Source organism: Micromonospora chokoriensis, assembly GCF_000718555.1.
Taxonomy (GTDB): Bacteria; Actinomycetota; Actinomycetes; order Mycobacteriales; family Micromonosporaceae; genus Micromonospora; species Micromonospora chokoriensis_B.
On record NZ_JOAN01000014.1, the window covers coordinates 91,534 to 116,272 of the forward strand.

Consider the following 24,739-nt stretch of genomic DNA (forward strand, 5'->3'; position numbering starts at 1 on the left):
TAGAACGCTATGGGGCACTGTGATTAGGCTGCGTGGCATGGCCAGCGATGTGGACACCGCACCGCTCGTGGGCCGGGCCGAGCTGGTGCAGACGGTTCGGTCCGCGTTGCTCGGTGACGCCGCGCACGGGCAGACCGCAGGGGTCTTCCTGACCGGTGAGAGCGGTGTGGGAAAGACCCGGCTGTTGGGCGAGATCGGTGACCGGCTGCGGGAGCAGGGCGCCGTGGTGCTCACCGGCAGCTGCCTGGACATCGGCGACGCCTCCCCGCTGCACCCGCTGTTGCAGGCGCTGCGCCGGTTCGACGCCGAGGTGTCCACCTCGCACGCCCGCACCTCCTCGGCGGTGCGGGGGCTGTTGCAGATGTTCGCCGACGAGACCGCCGGCCCGGACGGCGCGGGCGCGCTGCTGGAGCGGGTCTCCCGTGGCCTGCACCTGATCGCCGAGGGTCGCCCGCTGGTGCTGATCCTGGACGACCTCCAGTGGGTCGACCGCAGCACCCGGCAGCTCCTGCTCTACCTGCTCGCCGGCCTCGGCGACCTCCAACTGTCGGTGCTGGCTGCGGTACGCGCCGAGTCGTTGCAGGGCGCACACCCGCTGCGCCGGGTGCTCACCGAATTGCGTCGGCTACGGACGGTCCGGGTGCTCGACCTGGCGCCGCTGGGCCGGGCCGACACCGAGACGCTCGCCGCCGCAGTGGTCGGCCGGACGCTGACCACCGACGCTGCCGAGCAGGTGTGGCAGCGCAGCGGCGGCAACCCGTTCGTCATCGAGGAGTTGGCCCGGGATCTGCGCGACGGCCGCGACGGCCTGTCCGAGACTCTGCGGGAGATCTTCCTCGAGCGGGTCGACGCGCTGCCCCAGCACGCGCACGCGGTGGTGCACGCGGTGGCCGCCGGTGTCGAGCCGGTGCAGCACTGGCTGCTGGCCCAGGTGTTGGGGATGCCGGAGGACGAGCTGATCGCCGCGGCCCGGGCCGCGGTGGCGCACCGGCTGCTGGTCGGCGCCGACGACGGCTACCGGCTGCGGCACCGCCTCGTCGCCGAGGTGCTGGCACACGAACTGCTGCCGGCCGAGCGCTCCGGGCTGCACCGCCGCTACGCCGAGGCGTTGACCGCGGCGCCGGGCGAGCTGCACCAGGCCCGGCTGGCGCACCACTGGCGGCTGGCCGGTGAGCCGGCCCGGGCGTTGCCGGCGGCGGTGGCCGCCGCTCAGGAGGCCGAGCGGCTGCACGGTTACGCCGAGGCGCACCGGCACTGGTCGGCGGCGTTGCAGTTGGCCGCCGACCCAGGCCCCTTGACGGTGGACCGGGTCGAGTTGCTCGAGAACGCCGCCGAGGCGGCCCACCACTGTGGGGAGCACGCCCGCGCGCTGGCCCTGCTGGAGGAGTTGGCCGCGCTGTGGGGCGGCGAGCCGAGCTGCGCGCTGCACATCCGCCGCGCCCGCTATCTGGCCGCCGCCGGTCGCTCCGCGCTGGCCGAGGAGGAATATCAGCGGGCGCTGGAGGCTGCGGACTGCTCCCCACGGGACCGGGCGACCGCCGCCGCCCGCCTGGCCGAGCTGCTGCTACACCTGGGTAGGTACGCCGACGCCGGCGAGCGGGCCCGCGAGGCGCTGGCGCTGGCCGAGAAGGTGGAGGGCTCGGCCACCGAGGTCGTGTTGGCCAGCTCGGCGCTGGGCTTCAGCGACGCCTGTCTGGAGGACCCGGACGCTGGTCTGGCGGTCATGCGGGACGCTTTGGACACCGCCGAGCGTGCCGGCCAGCCCGAGGACGTGGCGTGCGCGTACCTGCACCTGGCGGAGCTGCTGACTGGGCCGTTGAACATCCTCGAAGAGGGCGTGGTGGTGGCCCGGCGCGGTGCCGAGCGGGTGGCCGAGCTGGGGCTGGGCCGCACCTGGGGCACCCGGCTGCTGGCCATCGCCATCAACGGGCTGTTCCGAGTGGGTCAGTGGGCCGAGGCGGAGAAGGTGGTGGCTGCGGCCCTGCGGCACCGACCGTCCGGTGCGGACGCCGTGGAGCTGCTGCTGGCCCGGTGCCGGCTCTCGGTGGGCTACGGCGACATCGAGGCCGCCGGTCGGGACCTCGACGCGGTGGCGACCCTGCTCGCCGGTGGTGGGGCGCGACACGTCATTCCGCTGCTCACGCTGCGTTCCGGGCTGGCCATGTGGGAGGGGCGGCACGACGTGGCGCGGCTGGCGGTGCAGCGCGGCCTCACCGAGAGCCGCTCCGACGACGTGATGATCCTCTCCGCGCTGGTCTGGCACGGCCTGCGCGCCGAGGCAGAGGCGCACGCCAGCCGCACTGTGGAGGTGGACCCGACGGCGGTACGCCGGCTGCGCGACGTTGCCGAGCGGGTGGCCCGCAAGAGCGCCGGGGCGGCCCGGCCGGTGCGCTCGGTGGTGGAGGGCTTCCTGGCCCTGTGCGCCGCCGAGGTGAGCCGCCTCAACGGCAGCGACCCGGAGCTGTGGGCGGTGTCGGCCGCCGAGTGGGATCGACGCAACCACCCCTACCCGGCGGCGTACTCCCGGTTGCGACAGGCCGAGGCGCTGCTTGCTCGCCGCAGCCGGCTGGCGACCGCCGGCAAGCTGTTGCGCGAGGCGTACCGGGTGGCACAGGGGTTGGGCGCGGTGCCGTTGACCTCGGAGATCCGCGAGCTGGCCGGTCGGGCCCGGGTGTCGCTGGACGTGCACGACACCACCACCGGTACGCGGGGCGTGCCGGCCGGGGCGTCCGACGACGAGCTGACGGCGCTCACCGCACGGGAGCGGGAAGTGCTCGCGCTGGTCGCGGAGGGGCTGACCAACAAGGAGATCGGGCAGCGGCTGTTCATCAGCGAGCGGACCATCGGTGTGCACGTGTCGCACATCTTCGACAAGCTCCAGGTCCGTACCCGGGTGCAGGCAAGCGCGATCCAGTTGCGCAACCAACGGGGCTGACTGACCACTTCGACGTATCCCGGCGCGCGTGTGCGTGCCGGGATACGTCGTTCTACTGATCCGGCGGGCGGGTGCCGGCTGAGAGGCTGGGCCCCGTCGACGACGGCACGGGGGATGCCGCCGACCACCATGGAGGAGAGATGACCGAACCCGTCTGGGGGCCCGTGCAGCGGGACATCGTCGACCTGCTCGCCGACCATCCCGCGGACGTGCCGGCCGTGGTCGATCACCTGACCAAACTCCAGGACATGCTGGTCCGGCTGCCTCCGTTGGAGGACAGCTGCCCGTTGGCCGACTTCAACAGGCTCTACCTGACCATCACCAGCAGCGTGCTGGACGGGCTGTACGACGACCGCTTCGTCGATCCGGTCTTTCTCTCCCGGCTCGACGTCGAGTTCGCAGCGCGGTATTTCGACGCGATGCGGCTCTGGACCGACTCCAGCCCCGGCACCCCGAAGGCGTGGTCGTGCCTCTTCGAGCGGATGCAGGGGCCGGACGCCCGTCCGCTGCCCTCGGCGGCGGCCGGGGTGAACGCGCACATCAACTTCGACCTGCCGTTCGCCCTGGTGACCACGTTCGACCACCTGGAGTCGGAGCCGGTCGACGGCAGCGACCAGCACCACGACTACCTCGAGATCAACAATATCTTCGCCGACAAGATCCCCGGCCTGCGCCGTGGCTATCTGGAGCGGTGGCAACTGCTCATCGACATGCTCAACGGCGACATCGACGACTGGTACCAGGGGGAACTGGTCGAGTACACCCGCGATGTCGCCTGGCGTAACGCGCAGAAGATCTGGCGGTGCCGGCACGACCCGGACGCCCGCGAGTGTGAGCGCACACGGCTGGACGACAACGCCGCGGCGCTCGGACGGCTGCTGCTCTCGCCCCTCGGGGCGTTCCTGCAGTAGCCGGGACGGGGGGTCCCCGCGCTCCGCCCCGTGGGGGGCGGCGGAGCGCGGGGGCGCGTCCCACCAGTTCCACCCCGGCGTGGTCGCCCGAGGTCCGGTCGACCACGAAAGGGGACAGCCGGTCGGCTCGGGGGGTGTCGACCGTCTGCCACCGCCGGCCGGCCCGGGGGGTGCCGGCCGGCGGTGGGGGGACCGCCCGAGCGGGCTCAGGTCGACGGCGTGCAGATCCGGGGGTGTCGGCGGGCTCGTATCGGGTACGCCCGCGCCATGACCGTCCTGGCTCGGCGTCGGCCCGCCGCCCGCCCCCGACCCGCGCGGCCCGGCCCTCTACGGCCGGGTGGCCCGGTGCCGCGACCCACCGTTCGGCCCGGCGCGAAATGACAGGCGTCGCGACGCGGTTTCCGTTCCGCTTCGATCCGGTGTTCCGCCCGGTGCTGGCGCTGCTGGGAGTCCGTCCAGCGACGGCCTGGGTCGCTGTCACCGAGCGGGATCTGATGATCCGGTACGGGCCGTGGCGGCTGCGGACCGACCGGGACAACATCACCGCCGTCGAGTTGAGCGGGCCGTACCGCTGGTGGCGGGCGATCGGCCCGCACCTGTCGCTTGCCGACGGGGGTGTGACCTTCGGCAGTAGCGCGGCCGGCGGGATCTGCCTGCGCTTCGGCGTACCGGTGCCGGCGCTGGTGCCCGGCGGGCGGCCGCGGCACCCGGCGGCCACGGTGACCGTCGCCGATCCACCCGCGCTGGCGCGGTTGCTCGCCGTCCCGGACTTCTCCTGAGCAGGCAGAACAGGTCTCCGGTTCCGCCGACCGGGCACCGGGGCACCGCCTACCGTCAGGGCAGGACCTGTGAGGGTGGGACTGGCGATGGGTGACGAGCACCGGGCGAAAGCACGACGCTGGGGCGGACGCCGCCACGCGCCGACCGGGCCGGACCCGGCGCTGCGGGCGGCCCGCGATCCGGCCCGCCCCCACCGGGGCGGCCGGCCAGGGGTCGTGGTGCCCGAACGCGTGGCCAGCCCGGCCAAGTCGGCGCCGCCGACCAGCCCACTGCGCCGGTGGCTCTTCCAGCACCAGGTGCAGCCACCCGGCCCCGAGGCGGTCGAGGGGCAGAACCGTCGGCACCCGTGGTGGCAGGTGATGTGCCTGACCGGCGTGGACTACTTCTCCACGCTGTCGTATCTGCCGGGTATCGCGGCGGTGGCCGCCGGTGCGCTCTCCCCGTTGGCGACCCTGTTGATCGTCGTGCTCACCCTGTTCGGCATGCTGCCGATGTACCGGCGGGTGGCCCAGGAGAGCCCGCACGGTCAGGGATCGGTGGCGATGCTGGAGCATCTGTTGCCGTTCTGGCGGGGCAAGATCTTCGTCCTCGTACTGCTCGGCTTCGTGGCCACCTCCTGGATCATCACGATCACCCTCTCCTCGGCCGACGCCACCGTGCACCTGATGGAGAACCCGTACCTGCCGGACACCCCGCACGGGTCCCTGGTGCCGGTCGTGGTGACGGTGGTGCTGCTGCTCATCCTCGGCGGGGTGTTCCTGCTCGGCTTCCGCGAGGCGGTGGTCGTGGCCATCCCGCTGGTCGCGGTCTTCCTGGTGCTCAACGCGGTGATCGTCGTGGTCGCGCTGACTCTGATCGTCCGGGATCCGGGCATTGTGTCGAACTGGACCGCCGCGGTGACCACGAACGGCGGCGGACCGGGCCACGTGCTGCTCACCGCCGTGTTGGCGTTCCCGCTGCTGGTGCTGGGGCTGTCCGGATTCGAGACCGGGGTCAGCATGATGCCCCTGGTCGCGGTCGACGGGTCGGACAAGCAGGCCCGGCTCGCCTCCCGGATCCGCAACACGCGCCGGCTGCTCACCACCGCTGCGCTGATCATGTCGGTGTACCTGATCTCGACGACCTTCGTGACCACGGCACTCATCCCGAAGGAGGAGTTCCGGCCGGGCGGCGCTGCGAACGGGCGGGCGCTGGCGTACCTGGCGCACACCCACCTGGGTGAGGTGTTCGGCACCGTCTACGACGTGAGCAGTGTGCTCATCCTCTGGTTCGCCGGCGCCTCGGCGATGGCCGGGCTGATCAACATTGTGCCGCGCTACCTGCCGTCGTACGGCATGGCGCCGGAGTGGGCCCGGGCGGTACGCCCGGTGGTGATCGTCTACACCGTCGTCAGCGTCGCCATCACGATCGCCTTCCGCGCCGACGTCAACGCACAGGCCGGCGCGTACGCCACCGGCATCCTGGCGATGATGGTCTCCGGCTCGGTGGCGGTGATGATCTCCGCGGCCCGTCGTCGCCAGCGGGCCTCCGCGATCGGCTTCACCGTGCTGACGTTGGTGCTGCTGTACGCGCTGCTGGAGAACGTCGTCGAAGAGCCGGACGGGATCACCATCTCCGCCCTGTTCATCCTCGGCATCATCGTGGTCTCGTTGGTCTCCCGGGTGACCCGGACCACCGAGCTGCGCGCCGAGCGGATCGAGTTCGACGAGCCGGCTCGTCGGTTCATCACCGAGTCGCTGGCGCACGACGGGCAGCTGCACCTGATCGCGAACAAGCGGCAGACGGGGTCGGTGAAGGAGTACACGCTCAAGGAGCGGGCGCAGCGCGGGATGAATCCGGTGCCCGGTGCCGCGGACGTGCTGTTCCTGGAGATCGATGTGGTCGATCCGTCGGAGTTCAGTCAGGTGCTGCGTGTGCACGGCATCGAGGTGGGCGGCTTCCGGGTGCTGCGGGCCAACAGCCCGGCCGCGCCAAACGCGATCGCCGCGATCCTGCTGGCCCTGCGGGACGCCACCGGGGTTCGGCCGCACGCGCACTTCGAGTGGTCGGAGGGGAGCCCGATCGCCCACCTGGCGCGCTACCTCATCCTGGGGCGGGGGGATACCCCGCCGGTGGTTCGGGAGATCATCCGCCGGACCGAGCGGGACCGGCTGCGTCGGCCCGGCATCCACGTCGGCGGGTGACGTCGATGCCGGTCTGACAGCTTTTGAAGATGAACGAGGGCACTATTCACGTTCACACCTTCTTGTCCGTATTGCGGATCTATCGTGACGTTTGGTGGCCGGCGAGCATGTCGAGCCCCCCGCGCCCGAATCGGCGCGCGGTCACGCCACGTACGCAGGAAGGTAGGCACCGTTGATGTCCACGTACCGAGAGGGAGACCGCGCGAGGAGACCCAGACGGCGGTCCCGATGGTTCTTAGCCAGCGGCTTGCTGGCGGGAAGCCTGGTCGTGGGAGCCGCCGGCGCGGCCGCCGCCGCCGACCGGGCCTTCACCCTCCCAGGTCTGGCCCGGCTGACCCCGGCGGCCGATGACGACCGCCGCGAGGGCGACCGGCCCGACCCCGACGCCGAGCGGGCCCGTCCCGCTACCCCGGGCACCGGCAAGCGGGGCGTGGTGGCGGTGCCGTGCGACGCCGCGAAGCTGGTGGCCGCGTTGGTCACGGCCAACGCCGAGGGCGGCGGCGAGCTCCGCCTCGCGCCCAAGTGCCGCTACACCCTGACCGAGGCGTTCCACGAGACCGACCAGTACGACGGCGGGATCCGCGACGCCCGGGAGGCGGCCGACGCCGCGGAGACTCCGGGTGACGCCGAGGCTCCGCCGCACAACCCGGCCGACGACACCGCCGGCCTGCCGGTGATCTATCAGGCCATCACGATCGACGGCGCGGGGGCCACCATCGCCCGGGACGCCCAGGCCGCCGCGTTCCGCTTCTTCACCGTCCGCGACGGCGGCGAGCTGACCCTGCGGGACGTGGAGCTGCACAACGGTCGCTCGGCCATCGAGGGCGGCAGCGTGCACGTGGTACACGGCGCCACCGCCGTGGTGGAACGGGTCACCGTCTCGCAGAGCACGTCGCTGTCGCCCGAGGGTGGCGGCGGCGGCATCTTCAACGACGGCAACATGGTGGTCACCGACTCCACCTTCGTCGGCAACAGCGCCTCCGGCGCCGCGGGCAAGGGCGGGGGCCTGCTCAACGGTGGCGTACTGACGCTGAAGCGCTCCGAGTTCCACCGCAACAGCGCCAACGCCTACGGTGGCGGGCTCGGCAACTACCGTGGCGCGGCCGAGGTGGAGAGCGTCTCCTTCACCCAGAACAGCGCCAGCCAGGGCGGCGGACTGGCCAGCTTCTCGGCCCGGACGAAGGTCACCGACACCGAGCTGCTGAACAACACCGCGCAGGTCGGCGGCGGCGCCGCCAACTCCGACGCGGTGTTGGTGATGCGCAAGATGACCATCCGTGGCAACACGTCCACGCTCAACGGCGGCGGCATCTCGACCGTGAAGGGTTTGACGCCGCTCGACGACAGCGTGGTCGACGGCAACACCACCCACGGCCTTGGGGCCGGCATCTATGCCGAGAAGGCGAACCTGCTGGTACGGGGCAGCGACGTGACCCGTAACGAGGCGGTCGGCGCTGCGTCCCAGGGTGGCGGCATCTACGCCAACGCGGGTTCGGTGGCGATCTACACCAGCAAGGTCACCCACAACGCGTCGACGCTGAAGCCCGGCGGCGTGTTCGGCATGCACGCCCAGGTCAAGCTCGACGACGAGAGCGTGGTCGTCGAGAACGAGCCGACCAACTGTGAGGGCAGCCAGGTGCCGATCGCGCACTGTTTCCGCTGACCGTCCACCCGCCCACCCTGCAAACCAGCCTCCTAGGATGCCACACAGGGTGTGACCCGCTCGACTACGTCCAAGAACGCGCCAGCCCGTGCCCCCGGATCAGGGGCACGGGCTGGCCGGCGTCTGTCCTACTTGGAAGGCTCGGGCAGCTTGCAGTCGACCTTGGGGTTGGCGCCGATGTAGTTCAACGGCCCGGCCACGATGGTGACCAGGATGGTGCCGGCCTCGGCGCAGTTGGTGTCGTCGCCGCTGTAATAACCGCGCTGGCCACCGGCGATCGCGCCGATCACCAACCAGATCACGACGATGACTCCGAGAATCGAGGTGCCGCGCATCGCTGCCTCCTGAGGTATGTGGTGGATCTGAGGTGCAGCCGTTGTACCCAATCGCGTCGCGCGGCTAACGGTCTCGTGCAACGACCCCGGTGGGATCCTCCATCCGGCTGATGCCGTCCGCCGTTGCGTACCGCCCAGGCATCCGCCGCCCGCACCGGGTAGCGCGTGTCGGCTATCGGATCGACGACCGACCTCGCCATGGTGCGGGTCGGTGGACGTAGAACTGCCTCACGGCCCCGCCGAGGAGGACTCATGGACGCCCCGACACCGCCCCTGTACATCGACCGCCCCGAGGACGTCGCGGTCGCGGCCCGCGCGCTGGCTGGCGGCGCGATCGTCGCGGCGGCGTTCGCCAACTTCTACGTCCTGGTCACGCGCCCTGACGCGGCCACCGCACGCCGGGTCAACCTGGCCAAGGGCCGACCGGTCGACCAGGTCGGCAGCATCACCACCGCGATCGGCCGGATCCCGGGCATGTTCGACTGGACGCGGATCTCGCCGCGATTGCCGGTCGGTCGGGTGCGGGCGCTGATGGACGCCCTCTACGGGGGCGGGCCGTTCGGCTTCCGCGGGCCGGCGGCGGAGCGGCTCCCCGCGCACCTCACCCAGATCGACCAGGGGTTGCGGACCACCCAGGTGATCGCGCCGGGCCTGACCTGCCCGTCCAACGCCTTCTTCGAGCGGGCGCTCGCTGAGACCGGATCGGACCACCTGTACATCACCTCGGCGAACCGGTCCCGGCATCTCACCGGGGCGACGGAGGAACCAGCGCACTGGAAGGCGGGTGCCCTCGCCGCCGACTTCGCCCACCTCGACGATCTGGTGGTGCTGCTGCACCGGGACGAGGCCGCGGCCCGTGCCGCGTACCCGGGCTACCTCACCACCTCGGTCACCCTGCTCTCGTTCCACGCGCCGGAGGGTGACCTCGAAGAACCGCCAGTGCTCACCGTCGACCGACACGGGTCGCTGCACCTGGACGACGTCCGCCGCGCCGCCGCGCCGCTGGGCCTGCAGGTGCGCCTGGCGGGCAGCGCCCGGCAACGGTTGCAGGTCCGGGGGTACGCCGGGGCACTGGTGTGAGCGGCCACCGTAGCGGTCCGGCACCGGCGGTTCAGTGCGGTGGTGACGGGGCCTCCGGCGGCTTGCCATGGCTACGCCGGAAGTCCGCGTAGGCCACACCGGCCAGCACCAGCAGCCCGCCGAGGGAGGCGAAGATCGGCGGCAGGTAGAGCACGGCGGGCGCGATGGTCAGCAACGCCAGCACGCCGCCGGGTCGGGACCAGGACACTCGGCTGAACACCTCGTACTCGAAGGAGGCCCGGCCGGCCAGGAACAGCGCCGGGCCGCCGAGGATCACCGCCATCCAGGCCGGCGGCGTTCGCCCGGTCGGCTCGTGCAGCACCAGGTGGAAGCCGGCCGCCGTGGTCACCACGCCGGCGATCATCAACAGATGGGTGTACGGCGCGCTGAACAGGAACTTGCTCGGTGACTGGGCCGCCTGGATGGCGGTCGGCAGCAACTCGCCGGACTTGTGCACGTAGATCCGCCAGAGCAGCAGCGTGGTCAGGAACGCCACCGCGAACGCCCCGATGTTCTCGGCCTCGTTGTGTTCCATGCTGAACATGGTGCCGATGGTCAGGATGGCGTCGCCGAGCGCGATGATGAAGAACTGCTGGTAGCGCTCCGAGAGATGCTCCGCCGTGACGTTGCGTTGCTGCTCCGGGACCACGCCGAGCCCCGGCACCGGGTACGCGAGCCGGAAGCCGATGTAGTCGATGGCGAGCGCGATGGCCCAGCAGGCGATCCGGGCGTCCCCGCTGACGAATGCGCCGATGAGCCAGGGGATCGCCGACACCGCGAACCAGAGGAAAATGCGGGCCGCTCGACGCTGGGTCTGCGGTTCGCGGCGTACCGCCGGCATGAGGAACAGCCCGCGCCCGAGGTGGATCGCCACGTACGTGCCGGCGAAGATGAGCCCGCGTTGGTTGAACGCCTCCGGGATCGCCGTGGTCATCAGCAGCGCGCCGAACATCACGGCGCTGATCAGCAGTTTGATCTCGGTGCGTTCCGGGTTGTACAGGTCGGTGACGAGCGTGGTGATCGTCCAGGTCCACCAGACGGCCGCCAGCATGATCAGTGCCTGGGCGGCGCGGTGCCAGTCGAGCTGGTCGACCATTCCCCGCGAGATGAGCGCCAGCGCGACCACGTACACCAGGTCGAAGAAGAGCTCGAGGAGGGTTACCCGGCGCGGGGCCTCCGGGTCGCGCACGGGTGGACGGTTGGCCCGCGGCGACCCGGGCTCCGGCGCGGCGAGGTGCACGGGATACTCCTGCGGAACCGTTCGGCTCGACGGACCGGTCCGGTCCACTTCGACGAACGGTACCGAGCGGTCGATCCGACGATCGCACGTTCGACCGCTCGTCCCCCCACCGAGGTTCTCGGTCTGCGGTGCGGGTTACCCCTGCCCGCGCGGGGTGGCGAGGGCGTCGACCAGGCGGCGGGCGGAGCCGGCCAGGTTCCATCGTTGGGCGAGGTCGAGCAGCCGGTCCGGGTCGACCGGCGCGGTCGGCAGCGCGGTGGGCAGCTCCGGCAGGGGCACGTCCAGGGCGACCCGGACCACCGTCGGCGCGACGTCCAGGTAGTCGCGCGCCGCGGCCAGCTTGGTGCGCAGGCCCGGTGCGAAGGACGAGTCGGAGTCGTCGAGCGCGGCGAGGATGCCGGCGATGCTGCCGTACCGTTCGATCAGCCGGGCGGCGGTCTTGTCGCCGACGCCCGCCACCCCGGGCAGCCCGTCGCTGGGGTCGCCGCGCAGTGCCGCGAAGTCGGCGTACCGGTCGGCCGGCACGCCGTAGCGGGCCCGCACCGCGGCGTCGTCGCAGTCGTCGAGCTTGGCGACGCCCCGCCCCACGTAGAGCAGTCGGACGGGTCGGGCGTCGTCGACGAGTTGGAACAGGTCGCGGTCGCCGGAGACCACCTCAACCGGGCCGGGCTGGGTCACCGAGAGGGTGCCCAGCACGTCGTCCGCCTCGTAGCCGGTCGCGCCGACGGCGGTGATGCCCACCGCGGCGAGGACCTCAAGGATCATCGGCACCTGTGGGGAGAGGGTGTCTGGAACGATCTCGCCGCCCTGTGGGGCCACCCGGTGCGCCTTGTACGACGGCAGCAGGTCGACTCGCCAGGCGGGACGCCAGTCGTAGTCCAGTGCGCAGACCATCCGGTCGGCGCCGCGCCCACGGATCAGGGTGGCGAGCATGTCGAGGAAGCCGCGCACCGCGTTGACCGGTGTGCCGTCCTCGGCTCGGGCGGCGGATTCCGGGATGCCGAAGTAGGCCCGGAAGTAGAGGCTGGCTGCGTCGATCAGCAGGATCGGGGGTCGGTGTGCCACGCCGGACAGCCTGGCACAACCGTCCGACGATCAGGCGTACGCCCGGCCGTGGGCGGGTGTCAGCGTTGCTCGTCGTGCTGGTAGACAATTTCCCGTCGGGCCAGGTGCTGCACGATGTAGCTGGTCACCAGCAGCAGGATCGCGACCACCACCTCGATCCAGGCCGCGACGCCGTCGGCGACGGTGACGCCGATGATCAGCAGAGCCAGGCCGATGAGCGCGAGGACCCCGGCCCACAGTTGGCGGCGACGGCGGGTCGCCTCGTTCGCTGTCACGCTGGTCCTCCCGGTCGGGATGCCCGCGCGGGCTCCCCGATCCCAGGCTAGGGCCGCCGGGACGCGCCGGGGCCGGAAAACGACCGTGTGACCTGGTCGCCGCGCCGACCGCCGACCCGACCATGCTGGTCGTGCCGGCGGTCCACCAGCGCCAGAACACCCCGGCCCGTTCGTCGACGTGCATGTCGCCGTCCCCCGTTCGCCGAGCCAGTGCATTCCAATCTGGAACGGACTATAGTCAAAGTGGGAGCAACGGAGGTAGTGGGTGCGGCGAGAGGATCTTGCCGATGCGGACTGCGGTATCGCGCAGGCGCTCGGCGTACTGGGGGACTGGTGGACGTTTCTCATCGTGCGTGACGTCGCTGGCGGGACGACCCGCTTCGACGCGCTGCAACGTGAGCTGGGCGTCAGCCGTCGAGCCCTGACCGAGCGCCTCGGCGCGCTTGTCGAGCACGGTGTGCTGGAGCGCCGGCCGTACTCACGACACCCACCGCGCTACGACTATCTGCTCACCACGAGGGGCGAGGGGCTGTTGCCGGTGCTGATCGCGTTGCAGGACTGGGGAACGAGGCATCTGATGGGTGACGGTGACGTGACCGCGACGGCCGACGCCGGCTCGGCCGAGGCGCGCCGCGCGCACGACCTGGTCGGCCGGCGGTTGCCCGAGGTCGTCCTGCCCGCCGCCGACGGACAGCCGGTCGCGGTGGCGGCGACGGACGCGTGGACCGTCCTCTACCTATTCCCCGGGGCGTACGCGCCGGGGACGCAGGGCTATCCGCCCGACTGGGCGGAGATTCCCGGCGCCCGAGGGTGCACTCTGGAGTCGACCACCTACGCCAAGCGTCATCCGGACTTCGTGACCGCCGGTGTCCGGGTGTACGGCATCAGCACCCAGCGGCCCGACCAACTCGCCGACTTCGCGGCGTACGCCGAACTGCCGTTTCCGCTGCTGTCGGACGAGGACGGTCGGCTGGGGGCGGGGCTGCTGCTGCCGGTGTTCCGCGCTGGCGGGGTGGCCCGGTTCAAGCGGCTGTCCCTGCTGGTCGACCCGACGGCGGTGGTGCGTGCCGTGCAGTTCCCGGTCACCGACCCGGCCGCCTCGGTGCAGGAGATGCTCGCCCTGGTCGCCGAGCACGCGGGGATCCCCGGCTGACGCTGTCACGTCGACCGGGGACCCCGCGAGCTGCGGACCGTAGACCGGCGTCAGGCCGGGAGGGTCCAGCGCTGGTTGGCGCCGGCGAAGCACTCCCAGATCTGCAACCGGGTGCCGTCGGCGGAGCTGTTGTCGCTGGCGTCCAGGCACTTGTTGGACTGCGGGTTGCGCAGAGTGCCGTTGGACTGCGCCTGCCAGACCTGCGCGCCGCTGCCGTTGCAGTCCCAGAGCTGGACCTTCGCGCCGTTGGCGGTGGAGCCGCTGGTGATGTCGGCGCACTTGCCGAGGGCGCGTAGCGTGCTGTCGCTGGCCACGGTCCAGGTCTGCGCGTTGGTGCCGTTGCAGGTGTAGAGCTGGATGGCGGCGCCGTTGGCGGTGCTCGCTGCGGCCACGTCGACGCACTTGCCGGCGATTCCGGTGATCTGGCCGGTACGACCGGTCGGCGGCGGGGTGGTGCCGCCCATGATGGTGTCGTACATGGCGCTGAGCAGTGAGGTCGAGCCGCTCATGTCCTGGCTCAGCTCCCAGTTCATCACGCCGCCGGCGTTGGCCAGCGCCCACTGCGTCTTGCGCTTGACCGTCGGGATGCCGTTCCAGCACTGCTGGCTGCCGCCGATGTTGGCGCAGTCCCGATTGGCGTTCGCCGGGTCCAGCCCGACCAGGTACGAGTAGTTGTAGTAGACAGGTCGGCTGTAGAACGGGATGCCCATCACGGCCTTGCTGGCCGGTAGACCACGGTTCTTCCAGATGTTGATGCTGTTGACCGACCAGTCGTAGTTGGAGTGCGGGCTACCGCCGTCGTACGCCATGATGTTGAGCCAGTCGACCAGGGGGAACACGGCCGTCTGGACGCCCTGCACGGTGGGGCCCTCGGAGACGACGGCGGCGGTGAGGAGCTTGCCCCGGCTGCGCATGGCGCTGCTGAGCTGCGTCATGAGCGCGGTGTAGTTGTTGGCCGAGGCGCCGGAGTCGGGGTACTCCCAGTCCATGTCGACGCCGTCCAGGTTGTACTGGTTGACGAAGTTGACCAGGTTGTTGACGAAGTTGGTGCGGCTGGTGGCGTTGGCGGCGAGCGCCTCGAAGGCCGAGTCGTTGCCGTCGTTCCAGCCGCCGACAGCGATGGAGACCTTCACGTTGTTGGCGTGCCCCTGCGAGACCAGCGAGGAGAGCCGGGCCCCATCCACCCCCTGCAGGCTGCCGTTGCTGTTGGGCAGGATGAAGGCGTAGTTGATGTGGGTGAGCTTGTTGTACTGGATGGTGTTGATGTTGCCGGCCCAGGAGGGCATGTAGCCGACGCTCTTGAAGTTGTTCGGCAGCACCACGGCCTGCGCGGCGGTGGGGATCACGGTGAGGGTGGCGCCGGCCGTGGCCAGCGCGAGCAGGCCGGCGGCGAGGGCGCGGCGTAGTGGTGAGGACATCGGGGGCCTTCCCGTGGGCGGGGAACGACACCGCCCACGCAGGGTTGTCGCGGGCGGGGGTGCGGGACGCAGGTACGGGTGGGCCTCGAGGCAGCCAAATCTTAAAGAGTGTTAACTGTCCGCGTCAATCAACAACGATGAATTTCCGGTCCACCGGTGTCGATATGGGGTTTCCCCAAACGACCGTTAAGCTGACGGGGTGGGAATCGACGAGCTGTATCCGCCGGATCGGCTGATCGCCGCACAGCGCGCCACGGCCGCCGCCGGCCTGGACGCCCTGCTGCTCACACCCGGCTCCGACCTGCGCTACCTGACCGGGTACGACGCCCACGCCGGAGAGCGGCTGACCTGCCTGGTGCTGCCCGCCGAGGGGGAGCCGACCCTCGTCGTACCCCGGCTCGAACGCCCGGCCGCCGAGGCGTCCCCCGCGCCGGCCACCGGCGTACGCATCGTCGACCACGTCGACGGCACTGACCCGTACCCCCTGGTGGTCGCCGCCCTCGACGGCCCGGTAGCGGCGGTCGGCCTCGCCGACCGGATGTGGGCCGAGCAGGTCCTCGCCCTGCGCGCGGCGCTGCCCGACGCCGCGCAGCGGCTCGCCGGCGAGGTGCTGCGTGAGCTGCGGATCCGCAAGTCCCCGGCGGAGATCGCGGCGCTCGCCGAGGCCGGCGCGGCGATCGACGAGGTGCACCTGCGGATGGGCGAGTGGCTGCGCCCCGGTCGCACCGAGGCCGAGGTCGCCACCGACATCGCCGCCGCGATCCGGGCCGCCGGGCACGTCACCGTCGACTTCGTCATCGTGGCGGCCGGGCCGAACGGGGCCAGCCCGCACCACGGCACCTCGACCCGGCCGATCGGCGTCGGCGAGCCGGTGGTGGTCGACATCGGCGGCACGATGGCCTCGGGCTACCGCTCGGACTGCACCCGCACCTATGTGGCGGGTGGGCCGGCGCCGGCCGACTTCCTGGACTACTACGCGGTGCTGCGCGACGCCCAGCGCGACGCCGTCGCGGCGGTGCGGCCCGGGATCACCGGCGCGGCGGCCGACGCCGCGGCCCGGGAGCCGATCGCCGCCGCCGGCTACGGTGGCGCGTTCCTGCACCGCACCGGCCACGGCATCGGTCTCGACGGGCACGAGGAGCCGTACCTGGTGGCCGGCAACGACCGACCCCTCGACGCCGGCATGGCGTTCTCCATCGAACCCGGCATCTACCTGGCGGGCCGACACGGCGCCCGCATCGAGGACATCGTCGTCTGCACCACAGACGGCGTGCAACGGCTCAACACCACCCCCACGGAGCTCATCGCACTATGACTGTCGACCGGATCCTCCCCACCGACGAGGCCCACGACCTGCTGGGTCTCGCCACCGAGCTCGCCGATGGCGAACTCGCGCCGAAGGCCGCGGCCTTCGAGGAACGCGCCGAGTTCCCCCGCGAGGTGCTGCGGACGCTGGGCCGCGCCGGCCTGCTCGGCCTGCCCTACCCCGAGGAGTACGGCGGCGCGGCGCAGCCGTACGAGGTGTACCTGCAGGTGTTGGAGATCCTGGCCAGCCGCTGGCTCGCGGTCGCCGAGGCGGTAAGCGTGCACACCCTGTCCTGCTACCCGGTGGCGGCGTTCGGCAGCGACGAGCAGCGCAAGCTGCTGCCGGACATGCTCGGTGGCGAGTTGCTGGGCGCGTACTGCCTCTCCGAGCCGCAGGGTGGCTCGGACGCGGCGGCGCTGACCACCCGGGCCGATCGCGACGGCGACGCCTACCTGGTCTCCGGCACCAAGGCGTGGATCACCCACGCCCGCACGGCCGACTTCTACAACGTCTTCTGCCGCACCGGCGGGCCCGGCCCGAAGGGGATCTCCTGCCTGCTCGCCGACGCGGGCACGGCCGGCATCACCCCGCAGGCGGCCGAGCGGACGATGGGGCTGCGCGCGTCCCCGGTGGCGCAGATCGCCTTCGACGAGGCGCGGGTGCCGGCCGACCGGTTGATCGGTGGCGAGGGGATGGGCTTCACCATCGCGATGTCCGCGTTGGACTCCGGCCGGCTGGGCATCGCGGCCTGCGCGGTCGGGCTGGCCCAGGCGGCCCTGGACTACGCGGTCTCCTACGCCCAGCAGCGGCAGCAGTTCGGTAGGTCCATCATCGACTTCCAGGGGCTCGGGTTCCTCCTCGCCGACGCGGCCACCCAGATCTCCGCCGCCCGCGCGCTGACCCTGGCGGCGGCCCGGCTGCGCGACGCCGGCCGCCCGTACGCGATCGAGGCGGCCAAGGCGAAGCTCTTCGCCACCGACATGGCGATGCGGGTGACCACCGACGCGGTGCAGGTGCTCGGCGGCGCCGGTTACGTGGCCGACCACCCGGTGGAGCGCTACATGCGCGAGGCGAAGGTGCTGCAGATCGTGGAGGGCACCAACCAGATCCAGCGGATGGTGATCTCCCGAGCGCTGGCCAAGGGCTGACAAACGGTGCGTCGTGGTGCGGCTGGGGTGGGAGAGCCGCAGCCCACCGCGGCCCGCCACTCGGGTACCTCGTCGCCGTCGGGCGGTTTTCCCGGTAGGTTGCACGCCGTGGAGGAGATCGACCGCGCAATCGTCGCCGCGCTGACCGCTGACGGCCGTCTGTCGTACACCGACCTGGCCGAGAAGGTGGGGCTGTCGGTGTCCGCCGTGCACCAGCGGGTCCGCCGGCTGGAGCAACGCGGGGTGATCAAGGGGTACGCCGCACGGGTGTCGTTCGAGGCGCTGGACCTGCCGTTGACCGCGTTCGTGGCGATCCGTCCGTTCGATCCGTCGCAGCCGGACGACGCGCCGGAGCGGCTGGCCCACCTACCCGAGATCGACTCCTGCTACTCGGTGGCGGGGGAGGACTTCTACCTGCTGTTGGTGCGGGTGGCCAGCCCCACCGACCTGGAGCGGGTGCTGCAGGAGATCCGCACCTCGGCGAACGTCACGACCCGCACGACTGTGGTGTTGTCCACGCCGTACGAGAACCGTCCGCCGAAGATCAGCGCTACGGCACCGAGTCGGTCGCGGTCCCGGGTGCCGGAGGAGCCGGCTGGTTCCAGCGCAGGATGACCTGCCGGCCGTGTTCGTGACCGAGCGCGCTGACCGTGGCGGTGTCCAGGCGTAGCCGTCCGCCGGCGGACGGGGGCAGGCCGATCCAGCGGGCGCCGAGCACCCGCAGGCTGTGCGCGTGCCCGACCAGCGCGACGGTGCCGCGGTCGAGCAGCGGGGTGACGCGGGCCAGCACCCGGTCGAGGCGTTCACCCACCTGCGCGGGGGACTCCCCGCCGGGGCAGCCGTCGGTCCAGATGTTCCAGTGCGGCTGGTCGTCGTGGATGTCGACGGTGGTGCGGCCCTCGTACTCGCCGTAGTTCCACTCACTGAGGTCCTCGTCGACGGTGTCGACGGTGAGCCCGGCCAGCTGCGCGGTGCGCAGCGCCCGGGAGCGAGGGCTGGCCAGCACGGTGACGAAGCGCCGGCCGGCCAGGAACGCGGCGAGGGTGCGGGCCTGTCGCTCGCCGTCGGGGGTCAGCTCCAGGTCGGTGTACGAGGTGTGCCGCCGGGTGGCGCTCCAGGTGGTCTCGCCGTGCCGGATCAGCAGGAGCTCTCCCATGCGGTCAGTTAACCATCGCGGGCTCGGTCGGCAGGCAGCCCTCCCACAACCTATCGTCCTAGGATGCTCTAGCGGGTGTGCCGACCGACACTGCCGGTTTCGGCACCCGGAGAGCGGGCAAGCGAGCCAGGACAACCGCCAGACCGAGGAGGCGCGATGAGCTTCACCGAGAAGGCAAAGAACAAGGTTGAGCAGATGGCCGGCGCCGCGAGGGAGCGCGTTGGCGACATGACCGACAACGAGCGGATGCGTGGCGAGGGCGCCAGCCAGCAGGGCGACGCGCGCGCCAAGCAGGCCGGTCAGAACGTCAAGGACGCGGGTCGCAACGTGAAGGACTCCTTCACGAAGTGACCTCAGCGGTCCACGGGTCCCCGGGCGCATCGTCGCCCGGGGACCCGTCGCTACTGTCGCGGCGTGACTGTGCTGCGTTCCCTGGTGTTGTTCGTGTTGGCCGCGCTGGCCGAGATCGGCGGCGCCTGGCTGGTCTGGCAGGGCTGGCGGGAGCAGCGCGGGCTGTGGTGGATCGCGGCCGGTGTGCTCGCGCTGGGCTGCTACGGCTTCGTCGCCACGTTCCAGCCGGACGCGAACTTCGGTCGGATCCTGGCCGCGTACGGCGGGGTGTTCGTGGCCGGATCGCTGGGCTGGGCGATGGTGGTGGACGGTTTCCGCCCGGACCGGTGGGACGTCATCGGCGCGGCTCTGTGCCTGCTCGGCGTGGCGGTCATCATGTACGCCCCGCGCGGCGGCTCGGCGTAGCCCGCTGGTCGGGTGATCGACTCGGGTTCGTTGATGTCGGGGTGTCCGGGCGGGTGGGACAGCGCGGTATCAGTGAATCCGAGTCGATCAGCGGCGACCACTGGTGATCCGGCCGTCCGGGGTGCGGCACGAGGGACAGTGAGCCTCGTTCACTTCTGCGATGATCTGCCGCGTGATTCGATCTTGGCTTCGCCCGTTGTGTGGCGTCCTGGTCGCGGTGGTCGTCGTCGGCAGCGCCGCCTGCACGGCGTCCCGCGTGCCGCCGCCGGACGGGCCGGTCTTCGTCGGTTCGCCGACCTCCTCGGCGGTGCCTTCCTCCGTCGCCAGCGCCACTGCGTCGCCAACGGTTTCTGCCGTCCCGGGAGCGACGCGGGTGGGGACCCGAGCACCGGTGGTGGATCACGGCCCGCGTACCGGTGCGGAGGTCGCGTTGACCTTCGACGCGGACATGACCGACGCGATGCTGGCCAGCCTGCGTGCCGGGCGGGTCAAGTCGTACGCCAATCTGCGCATCCTGGACCTGCTGGAGCGCGAGCAGGTGCCGGCGACGTTCTTCCTGACCGGCAAGTGGGTGCAGCGGTATCCGGACGTGACCCGGCGGATCGCCGGCAATCCGCGCTTCGAGTTGGCCAACCACACCTACGGGCACGCGGCGTTCACCGCTGACTGTTACGACCTGCCCCGGCTGCCGGTCGACGAGCTGGCCGGCGATGTGGCCAAGACGTTCGAGGTGATCAAGCCGTACGGTGGCCGGCAGACCCGGTACTTCCGGTTTCCGGGGTTGTGCCACGACGCGGCGGCGTTGGACGCGTTGGCGCCGCTGGGTGTGACGGTGGTCGACGGGGACGTGGTCAGCGGCGATCCGTTCGCGACGGCGTGGAAGCCGTTGGTGCGGGCGGTGTTGGACCACGTTCGCCCCGGGTCAATCGTGATCATGCATGTGACCGAGGCGAACGCGGCGATGACGGATGAGGCGTTGCCGCACATCCTGGCCGGGTTGCGGGAGCGGGGGCTGGTGCCGGCGCCGTTGTCTGAGGTACTGACAGCTCCCTGACCCCACGGTGATCAAGAGGTTTACGTCAAGAAGAAGATCAAAGTTGACGTAAACCTCTTGATCACGACGACAGGTGGACGGTGGTCAGTCGTCGCGGTGGTCGTTCCACCACTGCTGGCCGTCGGCGGGCAGGGTGTCGATCGGGTCGTAGTAGGCGTAGCGCTTGTTGAGCGCCTCCAGGTCGGCGGATTCGATGGAGGTGCGGTAGTTCTTCGTCCAGTAGGAGATGCCGCGTTCGCGGTCGTAGTCGGTGAGCATGTGCACCCAGCGCTTGCCGACGAAGGGGACGTCGCAGACGATGCGGGGGGTGGCGTATCCGGGCAGGTAGCCCATGATGTCGTGCTGGAGTTGCTGGGCGTGCCAGACCGGGACCCGCCAGTGTTCGGCGTTGGGGATCATGTCGCACATGTAGAAGTAGTACGGCAGGATTCCGGCTTCGCCTTGGAGGGCGAAGCAGAGGTCGAGCAGTTCCGGGGTGGTGGCGTTGACGCCGCGCATGAGCACGCCCTGGTTGCGGACGTCACGGACGCCGACGTCGAGGGCGGTCTGGGCGGCCTTGGCGACCAGTGGGGTGAGCGACTGGGCGTGGTTGACGTGGGTGTGGATGGCGAGGTTGACGCCGCGGCGGGCTGCGGTGCGGGCGACGCGTTCCAGGCCCTCGACGACGTCGGGCTGCAGCCAGTGCTGGGGTAGGCCCATGAGGGCCTTGGTGGCGAGGCGGACGTCGCGGACCGTCTCCAGTTCCAGCAGGCGCATGAGGTACGACTCGAGGTTGCGCCAGGGGACGTTGGCCACGTCGCCGCCGGAGACGACGACGTCGCGTACGCCAGGGTGGGCCTTGAGGTAGGCGATGTGGGCGTCGTAGCGGTCGACGGGCTTGAGGGTGAGTTTGAGTTTGTCGACGGCGGGGGTGGAGTTGCCGACGAGGTCCATCCGGGTGCAGTGCCCGCAGTACTGGGGGCAGGTGGAGAGCAGTTCGGCGAGGACCTTGGTGGGGTAGCGGTGGGTGAGGCCTTCGGCGACCCACATGTCGTGCTCGTGGAGGCTGTCGCGGCTGGCGTAGGGGTGTGACGGCCAGTCGGTGCGTCGGTCGGAGGCGACCGGGATCATGTAGCGGCGGATGGGGTCGGCGAGCAGCGCCTCGGTGGTGAGGGGCGCGAACGGCACCATCGTGTTGATCATTTGTGGTGGCACCAGCATGGACATGGTGGCCAGGGCCGCCTGGTCGGCCTCGAGGTCGGCGTAGAAGCTGTCGTCGATGAGGTCGCCGAAGACGGCGCGGAGCTGCTTGATGTTCTTGACGCAGTTGACGCGCTGCCACTGGGCGGATTCCCACTGGTCGCGGGTGATGTGCCGCCAGCCGGGGAAGCGGGTCCAGTCGGGTTCGACCAGTGGGCGGCGGTGGTACTCGTAGGGCTGCCCGGCGGTCGGTACGGCGACCGGGGCGTGACGGGGTTGAGGGATGGTCTCAACCGGTTGGGTCTGGGTCACGGCCCCTCCTCGGTGTTGCGGCTGATCATCGAAGCCCGAAGGCTACTGGAAAATATCCGGCAAAGAAATTAGTCTGCCGTAAGTTTTCCCGTTACGCGAGCCTTGACCGGGGCTTCGAGCGGCTGGGCAGGGGAGGTTGGCGTGACGTCACCGGTGGGACTGCACCGCGTCGTGCAACCGGCGGGGGTGCTGCCGCAGGCGGCTTGGCGCTTGGACGCGTCGGCGGCGATCGGGCCGAACGAGGTGCGGATCCGGGTGCAGCGGCTCAACCTGGACGCGGCGAGCTTCCGGCAGTTGTCGGAGAAGCACCGCGGCGACGGTGACGCGGTCCGCGCCGAGGTGCTGGGGATCATCGCGGCTCGGGGGAAGATGCAGAACCCGGTGACCGGGTCGGGTGGGATGCTGATCGGCACGGTCGAGGAGGCCGGTCGGCGTTCCCCGTTGGGGCTCAAGGCGGGGGAGCGGGTCGCCACCCTGGTGTCGTTGACGTTGACGCCGCTGGTGATCACCGACGGGTTGGCGCGCTGGGACGGGCGCAGCGAGCAGGTGCCGTGTGACGGGTGGGCGATCCTGTTCGCGCGGTCCATCGCCGCGGTGCTGCCCGACGACGAGGATCCGCAGTTGTCCCTCGCCGTGCTGGACGTGTGTGGGGCGCCCGCGCTGACCGCCCGGGTGGTGTCGCGCTATGTCGAGGAGCGTCGCCGCTCTGGTGATCCGACGCCGGTACGGGTCGCGGTGATCGGCGGGGCCGGTAAGAGTGGGTCGCTGTCGCTTGCCGCGGCGCGGCGGGCGGGTGCCGCGCGTACCGTCGGGGTGGTGCCGGTGGCGGCGGAGCGCGACGCGCTGACGGCCGCCGGGCTGGCCTCGGTGGTGGCGTTGGCCGACGCGCGGGACCCGGTGGGGTTGTCCACGGCGGTGACCACCGCTCTGGGTGTGCCGGCGGACGTGACGGTGGTCTGCGTGGACGTGCCGGGGTGTGAGCACGGGGCGGTGTTGGCCACCGCGGACGGCGGCACGGTGATCTTCTTCTCGATGGCGACGAGCTTCTCCGCGGCGGCGTTGGGCGCCGAGGGGTTGGCGGCGGACGTGACGATGCTGGTGGGCAACGGGTACGTGCCGGGGCACGCGGAGTTGGCGTTGGGGCTGCTGCGCGCCGAGCCGGGGGTGCGTCAACTCTTCGCGGCGCGGGTCGCGGCAGACTGAGGCCATGACGAACCCCTCGACGTTGTACCGCGGCGGCGTGCTGCACTGCCCCGCCGACCCGAGCGCGACCGCGCTGCTGGTGTCTGGTGGGCGCATTGCCTGGTTGGGGACCGACGGTGACGCGCCGCCGGCCGACCGGGTGGTGGACCTGGGTGGGGCGTTGGTGACTCCGGCGTTCGTCGACGCGCACGTGCACGCCACCGACACCGGGTTGACGTTGTCCGGGTTGGAGTTGTCCGGGGTGCGCTCGGCGGGGCAGTTGCTCGACGCGGTGGCGGCGTTCGCGGCGGGTCTGCCGACGGACGCGGTGGTGCTGGGGCATGGCTGGGACGAGTCGGGCTGGTCGGATGCGACGTTGCCGGACGCGGCGGCGCTGGACCGGGCGGCCGGTGGTCGGCGGGTGTACCTGTCGCAGGCGTCGATCCATTCGGCGTTGGTGTCGTCGGCGATGCTGACGGCGTGTCCGCAGGCGGTGGGGGCGGCCGGGTACGACGCGTCGGGTTGGTTGCGGCGCGACGCGCACCATGTGGTGCGGGCGGTGGCGCAGGGGTCGGTGAGTCGGGCGCAGCGGGTGGCGGCGCAGCGGGTGGCCCTGGCCCACGCGGCGTCGTTGGGGATCGCGGCGGTGCACGAGTGTGGTGGTCCGGAGATCTCCGACGAGGAGGACTTCACCGGGCTGCTGGGGATCTCCGGTGCGGGGTTGCCGGAGGTGTACGGGTACTGGGGTGAGTTGGGTGGCGCGGCGCGGGCCCGGGAGTTGGGTGCGGTGGGCGCCGGTGGGGATCTGTTCGCCGATGGGGCGTTGGGGTCGCGTACGGCGCACGTGTCGCAGGCGTACGGCGATGGTGACGGTTGCGGGCACGGGTACCTGTCGGTGCAGCAGGTGCGTGATCACCTGTTGGACTGCGCGGCGCACGGCATGCAGGGCGGGTTCCACGCCATCGGTGACGCGGCGATCTCCACGGTCCTGGATGGTTTCGCGGCGGCGGCGCGGACGGTGGGTGTGGAGCGGTTGCGGGCGGCCCGGCACCGCATCGAGCACGCGGAGATCATGAACAAGCGGTTGATCGCGCGGTTCGTGGAGTACGGGGTGGTGGCGAGCATGCAGCCGGCGTTCGACCGGTTGTGGGGTGGCGCGGGCCGGATGTACGAGGCGCGGTTGGGGTTGGACCGGTCGTTGGAGTCGAACCCGATGGGTGCGATGCACTCGGTGGGGGTGGCGTTGGCGTTCGGGTCGGATTCGCCGGTGACGCCGCTGGACCCGTGGGGGTCGGTGCGGGCGGCGGCGGCGCACCACAACCCGGCGCAGCGGATGAGTGTGCGGTCGGCGTTCGCGGCGCACACCCGTGGTGGGTGGCGGGCGGTGCACCTTGACGTCGAGGGGGTCCTGGCCCTGGGTGCGCCGGCGACGTTCGCGGTGTGGTCGACGCCGGCGGGGGTTCAGCGGGGTCTGCCGGTGTTGCTGGCTGAGGACCCGGATCAGCGGGGTCCGGACGACCCGACGCCGCTGCCGGTGTGCCGGCGTCTGGTGTTGCGCGGTGAGGTCATCTATGAGGAAGGGTCGTCGTGAACGAGCGGTTGATCTAT

At 71.2% G+C, this 24,739-nt stretch carries 23 protein-coding genes; 15 read left to right on the forward strand and 8 right to left on the reverse strand.

Annotated features, from left to right (window positions below):
• Nucleotides 1-37: 37 nt before the first annotated feature.
• From IF46_RS0119345 to IF46_RS0119365, 5 genes are all read left to right on the forward strand, one after another.
• Nucleotides 38-2,935, forward strand: coding sequence for a helix-turn-helix transcriptional regulator (locus IF46_RS0119345; RefSeq protein ID WP_030489749.1), 2,898 nt, complete (start codon nt 38-40; stop codon nt 2,933-2,935).
• 140 nt (nt 2,936-3,075) lie between these two features.
• Nucleotides 3,076-3,846: a DUF5995 family protein gene (locus IF46_RS0119350; protein WP_030489750.1), complete on the forward strand. Its 771-nt coding sequence runs from the start codon at nt 3,076-3,078 to the stop codon at nt 3,844-3,846.
• Nucleotides 3,847-4,223: 377 nt separating this feature from the next.
• Nucleotides 4,224-4,625 carry a hypothetical protein gene (locus tag IF46_RS0119355; RefSeq protein WP_030489751.1) on the forward strand — a complete coding sequence of 134 codons (402 nt, stop codon included), beginning with the start codon at nt 4,224-4,226 and terminating at the stop codon, nt 4,623-4,625.
• An 87-nt stretch (nt 4,626-4,712) separates the two neighbouring features.
• Nucleotides 4,713-6,809: an APC family permease gene (locus tag IF46_RS0119360; RefSeq protein ID WP_198041471.1), complete on the forward strand. Its 2,097-nt coding sequence runs from the start codon at nt 4,713-4,715 to the stop codon at nt 6,807-6,809.
• Between the two features lie 175 nt (nt 6,810-6,984).
• Nucleotides 6,985-8,472 (forward strand): membrane protein, encoded by a 1,488-nt coding sequence (locus IF46_RS0119365; protein ID WP_030489753.1) that lies wholly within the window; start codon nt 6,985-6,987, stop codon nt 8,470-8,472.
• 128 nt (nt 8,473-8,600) lie between these two features.
• Here IF46_RS0119365 and IF46_RS0119370 read toward each other — a convergent pair whose 3' ends face one another.
• On the reverse strand, nt 8,601-8,807 hold the full coding sequence (locus tag IF46_RS0119370; protein ID WP_007460667.1) for a hypothetical protein: 207 nt from the start codon (nt 8,805-8,807) through the stop codon (nt 8,601-8,603).
• A gap of 252 nt (nt 8,808-9,059) precedes the next feature.
• Here IF46_RS0119370 and IF46_RS0119375 point away from each other — a divergent pair, with 252 nt between their 5' ends.
• Nucleotides 9,060-9,887 carry a hypothetical protein gene (locus IF46_RS0119375; protein ID WP_030489754.1) on the forward strand — a complete coding sequence of 276 codons (828 nt, stop codon included), beginning with the start codon at nt 9,060-9,062 and terminating at the stop codon, nt 9,885-9,887.
• A 31-nt stretch (nt 9,888-9,918) separates the two neighbouring features.
• Here the strand turns inward: IF46_RS0119375 and IF46_RS0119380 are convergent, their stop codons facing one another.
• From IF46_RS0119380 to IF46_RS0119390, 3 genes are all read right to left on the reverse strand, one after another.
• A complete protein-coding gene (locus IF46_RS0119380; protein ID WP_030489755.1) occupies nt 9,919-11,076 on the reverse strand; it encodes a low temperature requirement protein A in 1,158 nt (385 codons plus the stop codon).
• A 186-nt stretch (nt 11,077-11,262) separates the two neighbouring features.
• Complete coding sequence (locus tag IF46_RS0119385; protein ID WP_030489756.1) at nt 11,263-12,192, reverse strand: 5'-3' exonuclease; 930 nt, start codon at nt 12,190-12,192, stop codon at nt 11,263-11,265.
• A gap of 59 nt (nt 12,193-12,251) precedes the next feature.
• Nucleotides 12,252-12,467, reverse strand: coding sequence for a hypothetical protein (locus IF46_RS0119390; protein ID WP_030489757.1), 216 nt, complete (start codon nt 12,465-12,467; stop codon nt 12,252-12,254).
• A gap of 265 nt (nt 12,468-12,732) precedes the next feature.
• Here IF46_RS0119390 and IF46_RS0119395 point away from each other — a divergent pair, with 265 nt between their 5' ends.
• Nucleotides 12,733-13,620 carry a winged helix-turn-helix transcriptional regulator gene (locus IF46_RS0119395; protein ID WP_030489758.1) on the forward strand — a complete coding sequence of 296 codons (888 nt, stop codon included), beginning with the start codon at nt 12,733-12,735 and terminating at the stop codon, nt 13,618-13,620.
• A 50-nt stretch (nt 13,621-13,670) separates the two neighbouring features.
• On the opposite strand, the gene IF46_RS0119400 is transcribed toward IF46_RS0119395, so the two are convergent.
• On the reverse strand, nt 13,671-15,038 hold the full coding sequence (locus tag IF46_RS0119400; protein WP_030489759.1) for a glycosyl hydrolase family 18 protein: 1,368 nt from the start codon (nt 15,036-15,038) through the stop codon (nt 13,671-13,673).
• A 199-nt stretch (nt 15,039-15,237) separates the two neighbouring features.
• Between IF46_RS0119400 and IF46_RS0119405 the strand changes: the two genes are divergently transcribed.
• The 3 genes from IF46_RS0119405 (at nt 15,238) to IF46_RS0119415 (ending at nt 18,107) form a co-directional block, all read left to right on the forward strand.
• Nucleotides 15,238-16,353: a M24 family metallopeptidase gene (locus tag IF46_RS0119405; protein WP_030489760.1), complete on the forward strand. Its 1,116-nt coding sequence runs from the start codon at nt 15,238-15,240 to the stop codon at nt 16,351-16,353.
• On the forward strand, nt 16,350-17,492 hold the full coding sequence (locus tag IF46_RS0119410; RefSeq protein ID WP_030489761.1) for an acyl-CoA dehydrogenase family protein: 1,143 nt from the start codon (nt 16,350-16,352) through the stop codon (nt 17,490-17,492). Before IF46_RS0119405 ends, IF46_RS0119410 begins: the two co-directional genes overlap by 4 nt.
• Nucleotides 17,493-17,600: 108 nt before the next feature.
• The gene (locus IF46_RS0119415) at nt 17,601-18,107 is read left to right on the forward strand and encodes an Lrp/AsnC family transcriptional regulator (RefSeq protein WP_030489762.1); all 507 of its coding nucleotides are present in this window, start codon (nt 17,601-17,603) and stop codon (nt 18,105-18,107) included.
• Here the strand turns inward: IF46_RS0119415 and IF46_RS0119420 are convergent.
• Nucleotides 18,043-18,648, reverse strand: a complete 606-nt coding sequence (locus IF46_RS0119420) for a histidine phosphatase family protein (RefSeq protein WP_030489763.1) — start codon at nt 18,646-18,648, stop codon at nt 18,043-18,045. The genes IF46_RS0119415 and IF46_RS0119420 overlap by 65 nt on opposite strands.
• A gap of 156 nt (nt 18,649-18,804) precedes the next feature.
• On the opposite strand from IF46_RS0119420, the gene IF46_RS0119425 reads away from it, so the two are divergent.
• Nucleotides 18,805-18,999 carry a CsbD family protein gene (locus IF46_RS0119425; protein ID WP_030489764.1) on the forward strand — a complete coding sequence of 65 codons (195 nt, stop codon included), beginning with the start codon at nt 18,805-18,807 and terminating at the stop codon, nt 18,997-18,999.
• A gap of 63 nt (nt 19,000-19,062) precedes the next feature.
• Complete coding sequence (locus IF46_RS0119430) at nt 19,063-19,404, forward strand: YnfA family protein (protein WP_030489765.1); 342 nt, start codon at nt 19,063-19,065, stop codon at nt 19,402-19,404.
• Between the two features lie 87 nt (nt 19,405-19,491).
• Here the strand turns inward: IF46_RS0119430 and IF46_RS32630 are convergent, their stop codons facing one another.
• The gene (locus IF46_RS32630; RefSeq protein ID WP_036392587.1) at nt 19,492-19,737 is read right to left on the reverse strand and encodes a hypothetical protein; all 246 of its coding nucleotides are present in this window, start codon (nt 19,735-19,737) and stop codon (nt 19,492-19,494) included.
• Nucleotides 19,738-19,777: 40 nt separating this feature from the next.
• Here IF46_RS32630 and IF46_RS32635 point away from each other — a divergent pair, with 40 nt between their 5' ends.
• Nucleotides 19,778-20,458: a polysaccharide deacetylase family protein gene (locus IF46_RS32635; protein WP_232234093.1), complete on the forward strand. Its 681-nt coding sequence runs from the start codon at nt 19,778-19,780 to the stop codon at nt 20,456-20,458.
• An 84-nt stretch (nt 20,459-20,542) separates the two neighbouring features.
• Here IF46_RS32635 and IF46_RS0119440 read toward each other — a convergent pair whose 3' ends face one another.
• Nucleotides 20,543-21,949, reverse strand: a complete 1,407-nt coding sequence (locus tag IF46_RS0119440; RefSeq protein WP_030489767.1) for a KamA family radical SAM protein — start codon at nt 21,947-21,949, stop codon at nt 20,543-20,545.
• A 153-nt stretch (nt 21,950-22,102) separates the two neighbouring features.
• On the opposite strand from IF46_RS0119440, the gene IF46_RS0119445 reads away from it, so the two are divergent.
• Together IF46_RS0119445 and IF46_RS0119450 are read left to right on the forward strand one after the other, a co-directional pair.
• Nucleotides 22,103-23,152, forward strand: coding sequence for a hypothetical protein (locus IF46_RS0119445; protein ID WP_030489768.1), 1,050 nt, complete (start codon nt 22,103-22,105; stop codon nt 23,150-23,152).
• A gap of 4 nt (nt 23,153-23,156) precedes the next feature.
• Nucleotides 23,157-24,722 (forward strand): amidohydrolase, encoded by a 1,566-nt coding sequence (locus IF46_RS0119450; RefSeq protein WP_030489769.1) that lies wholly within the window; start codon nt 23,157-23,159, stop codon nt 24,720-24,722.
• Nucleotides 24,723-24,739 lie beyond the last annotated feature (17 nt).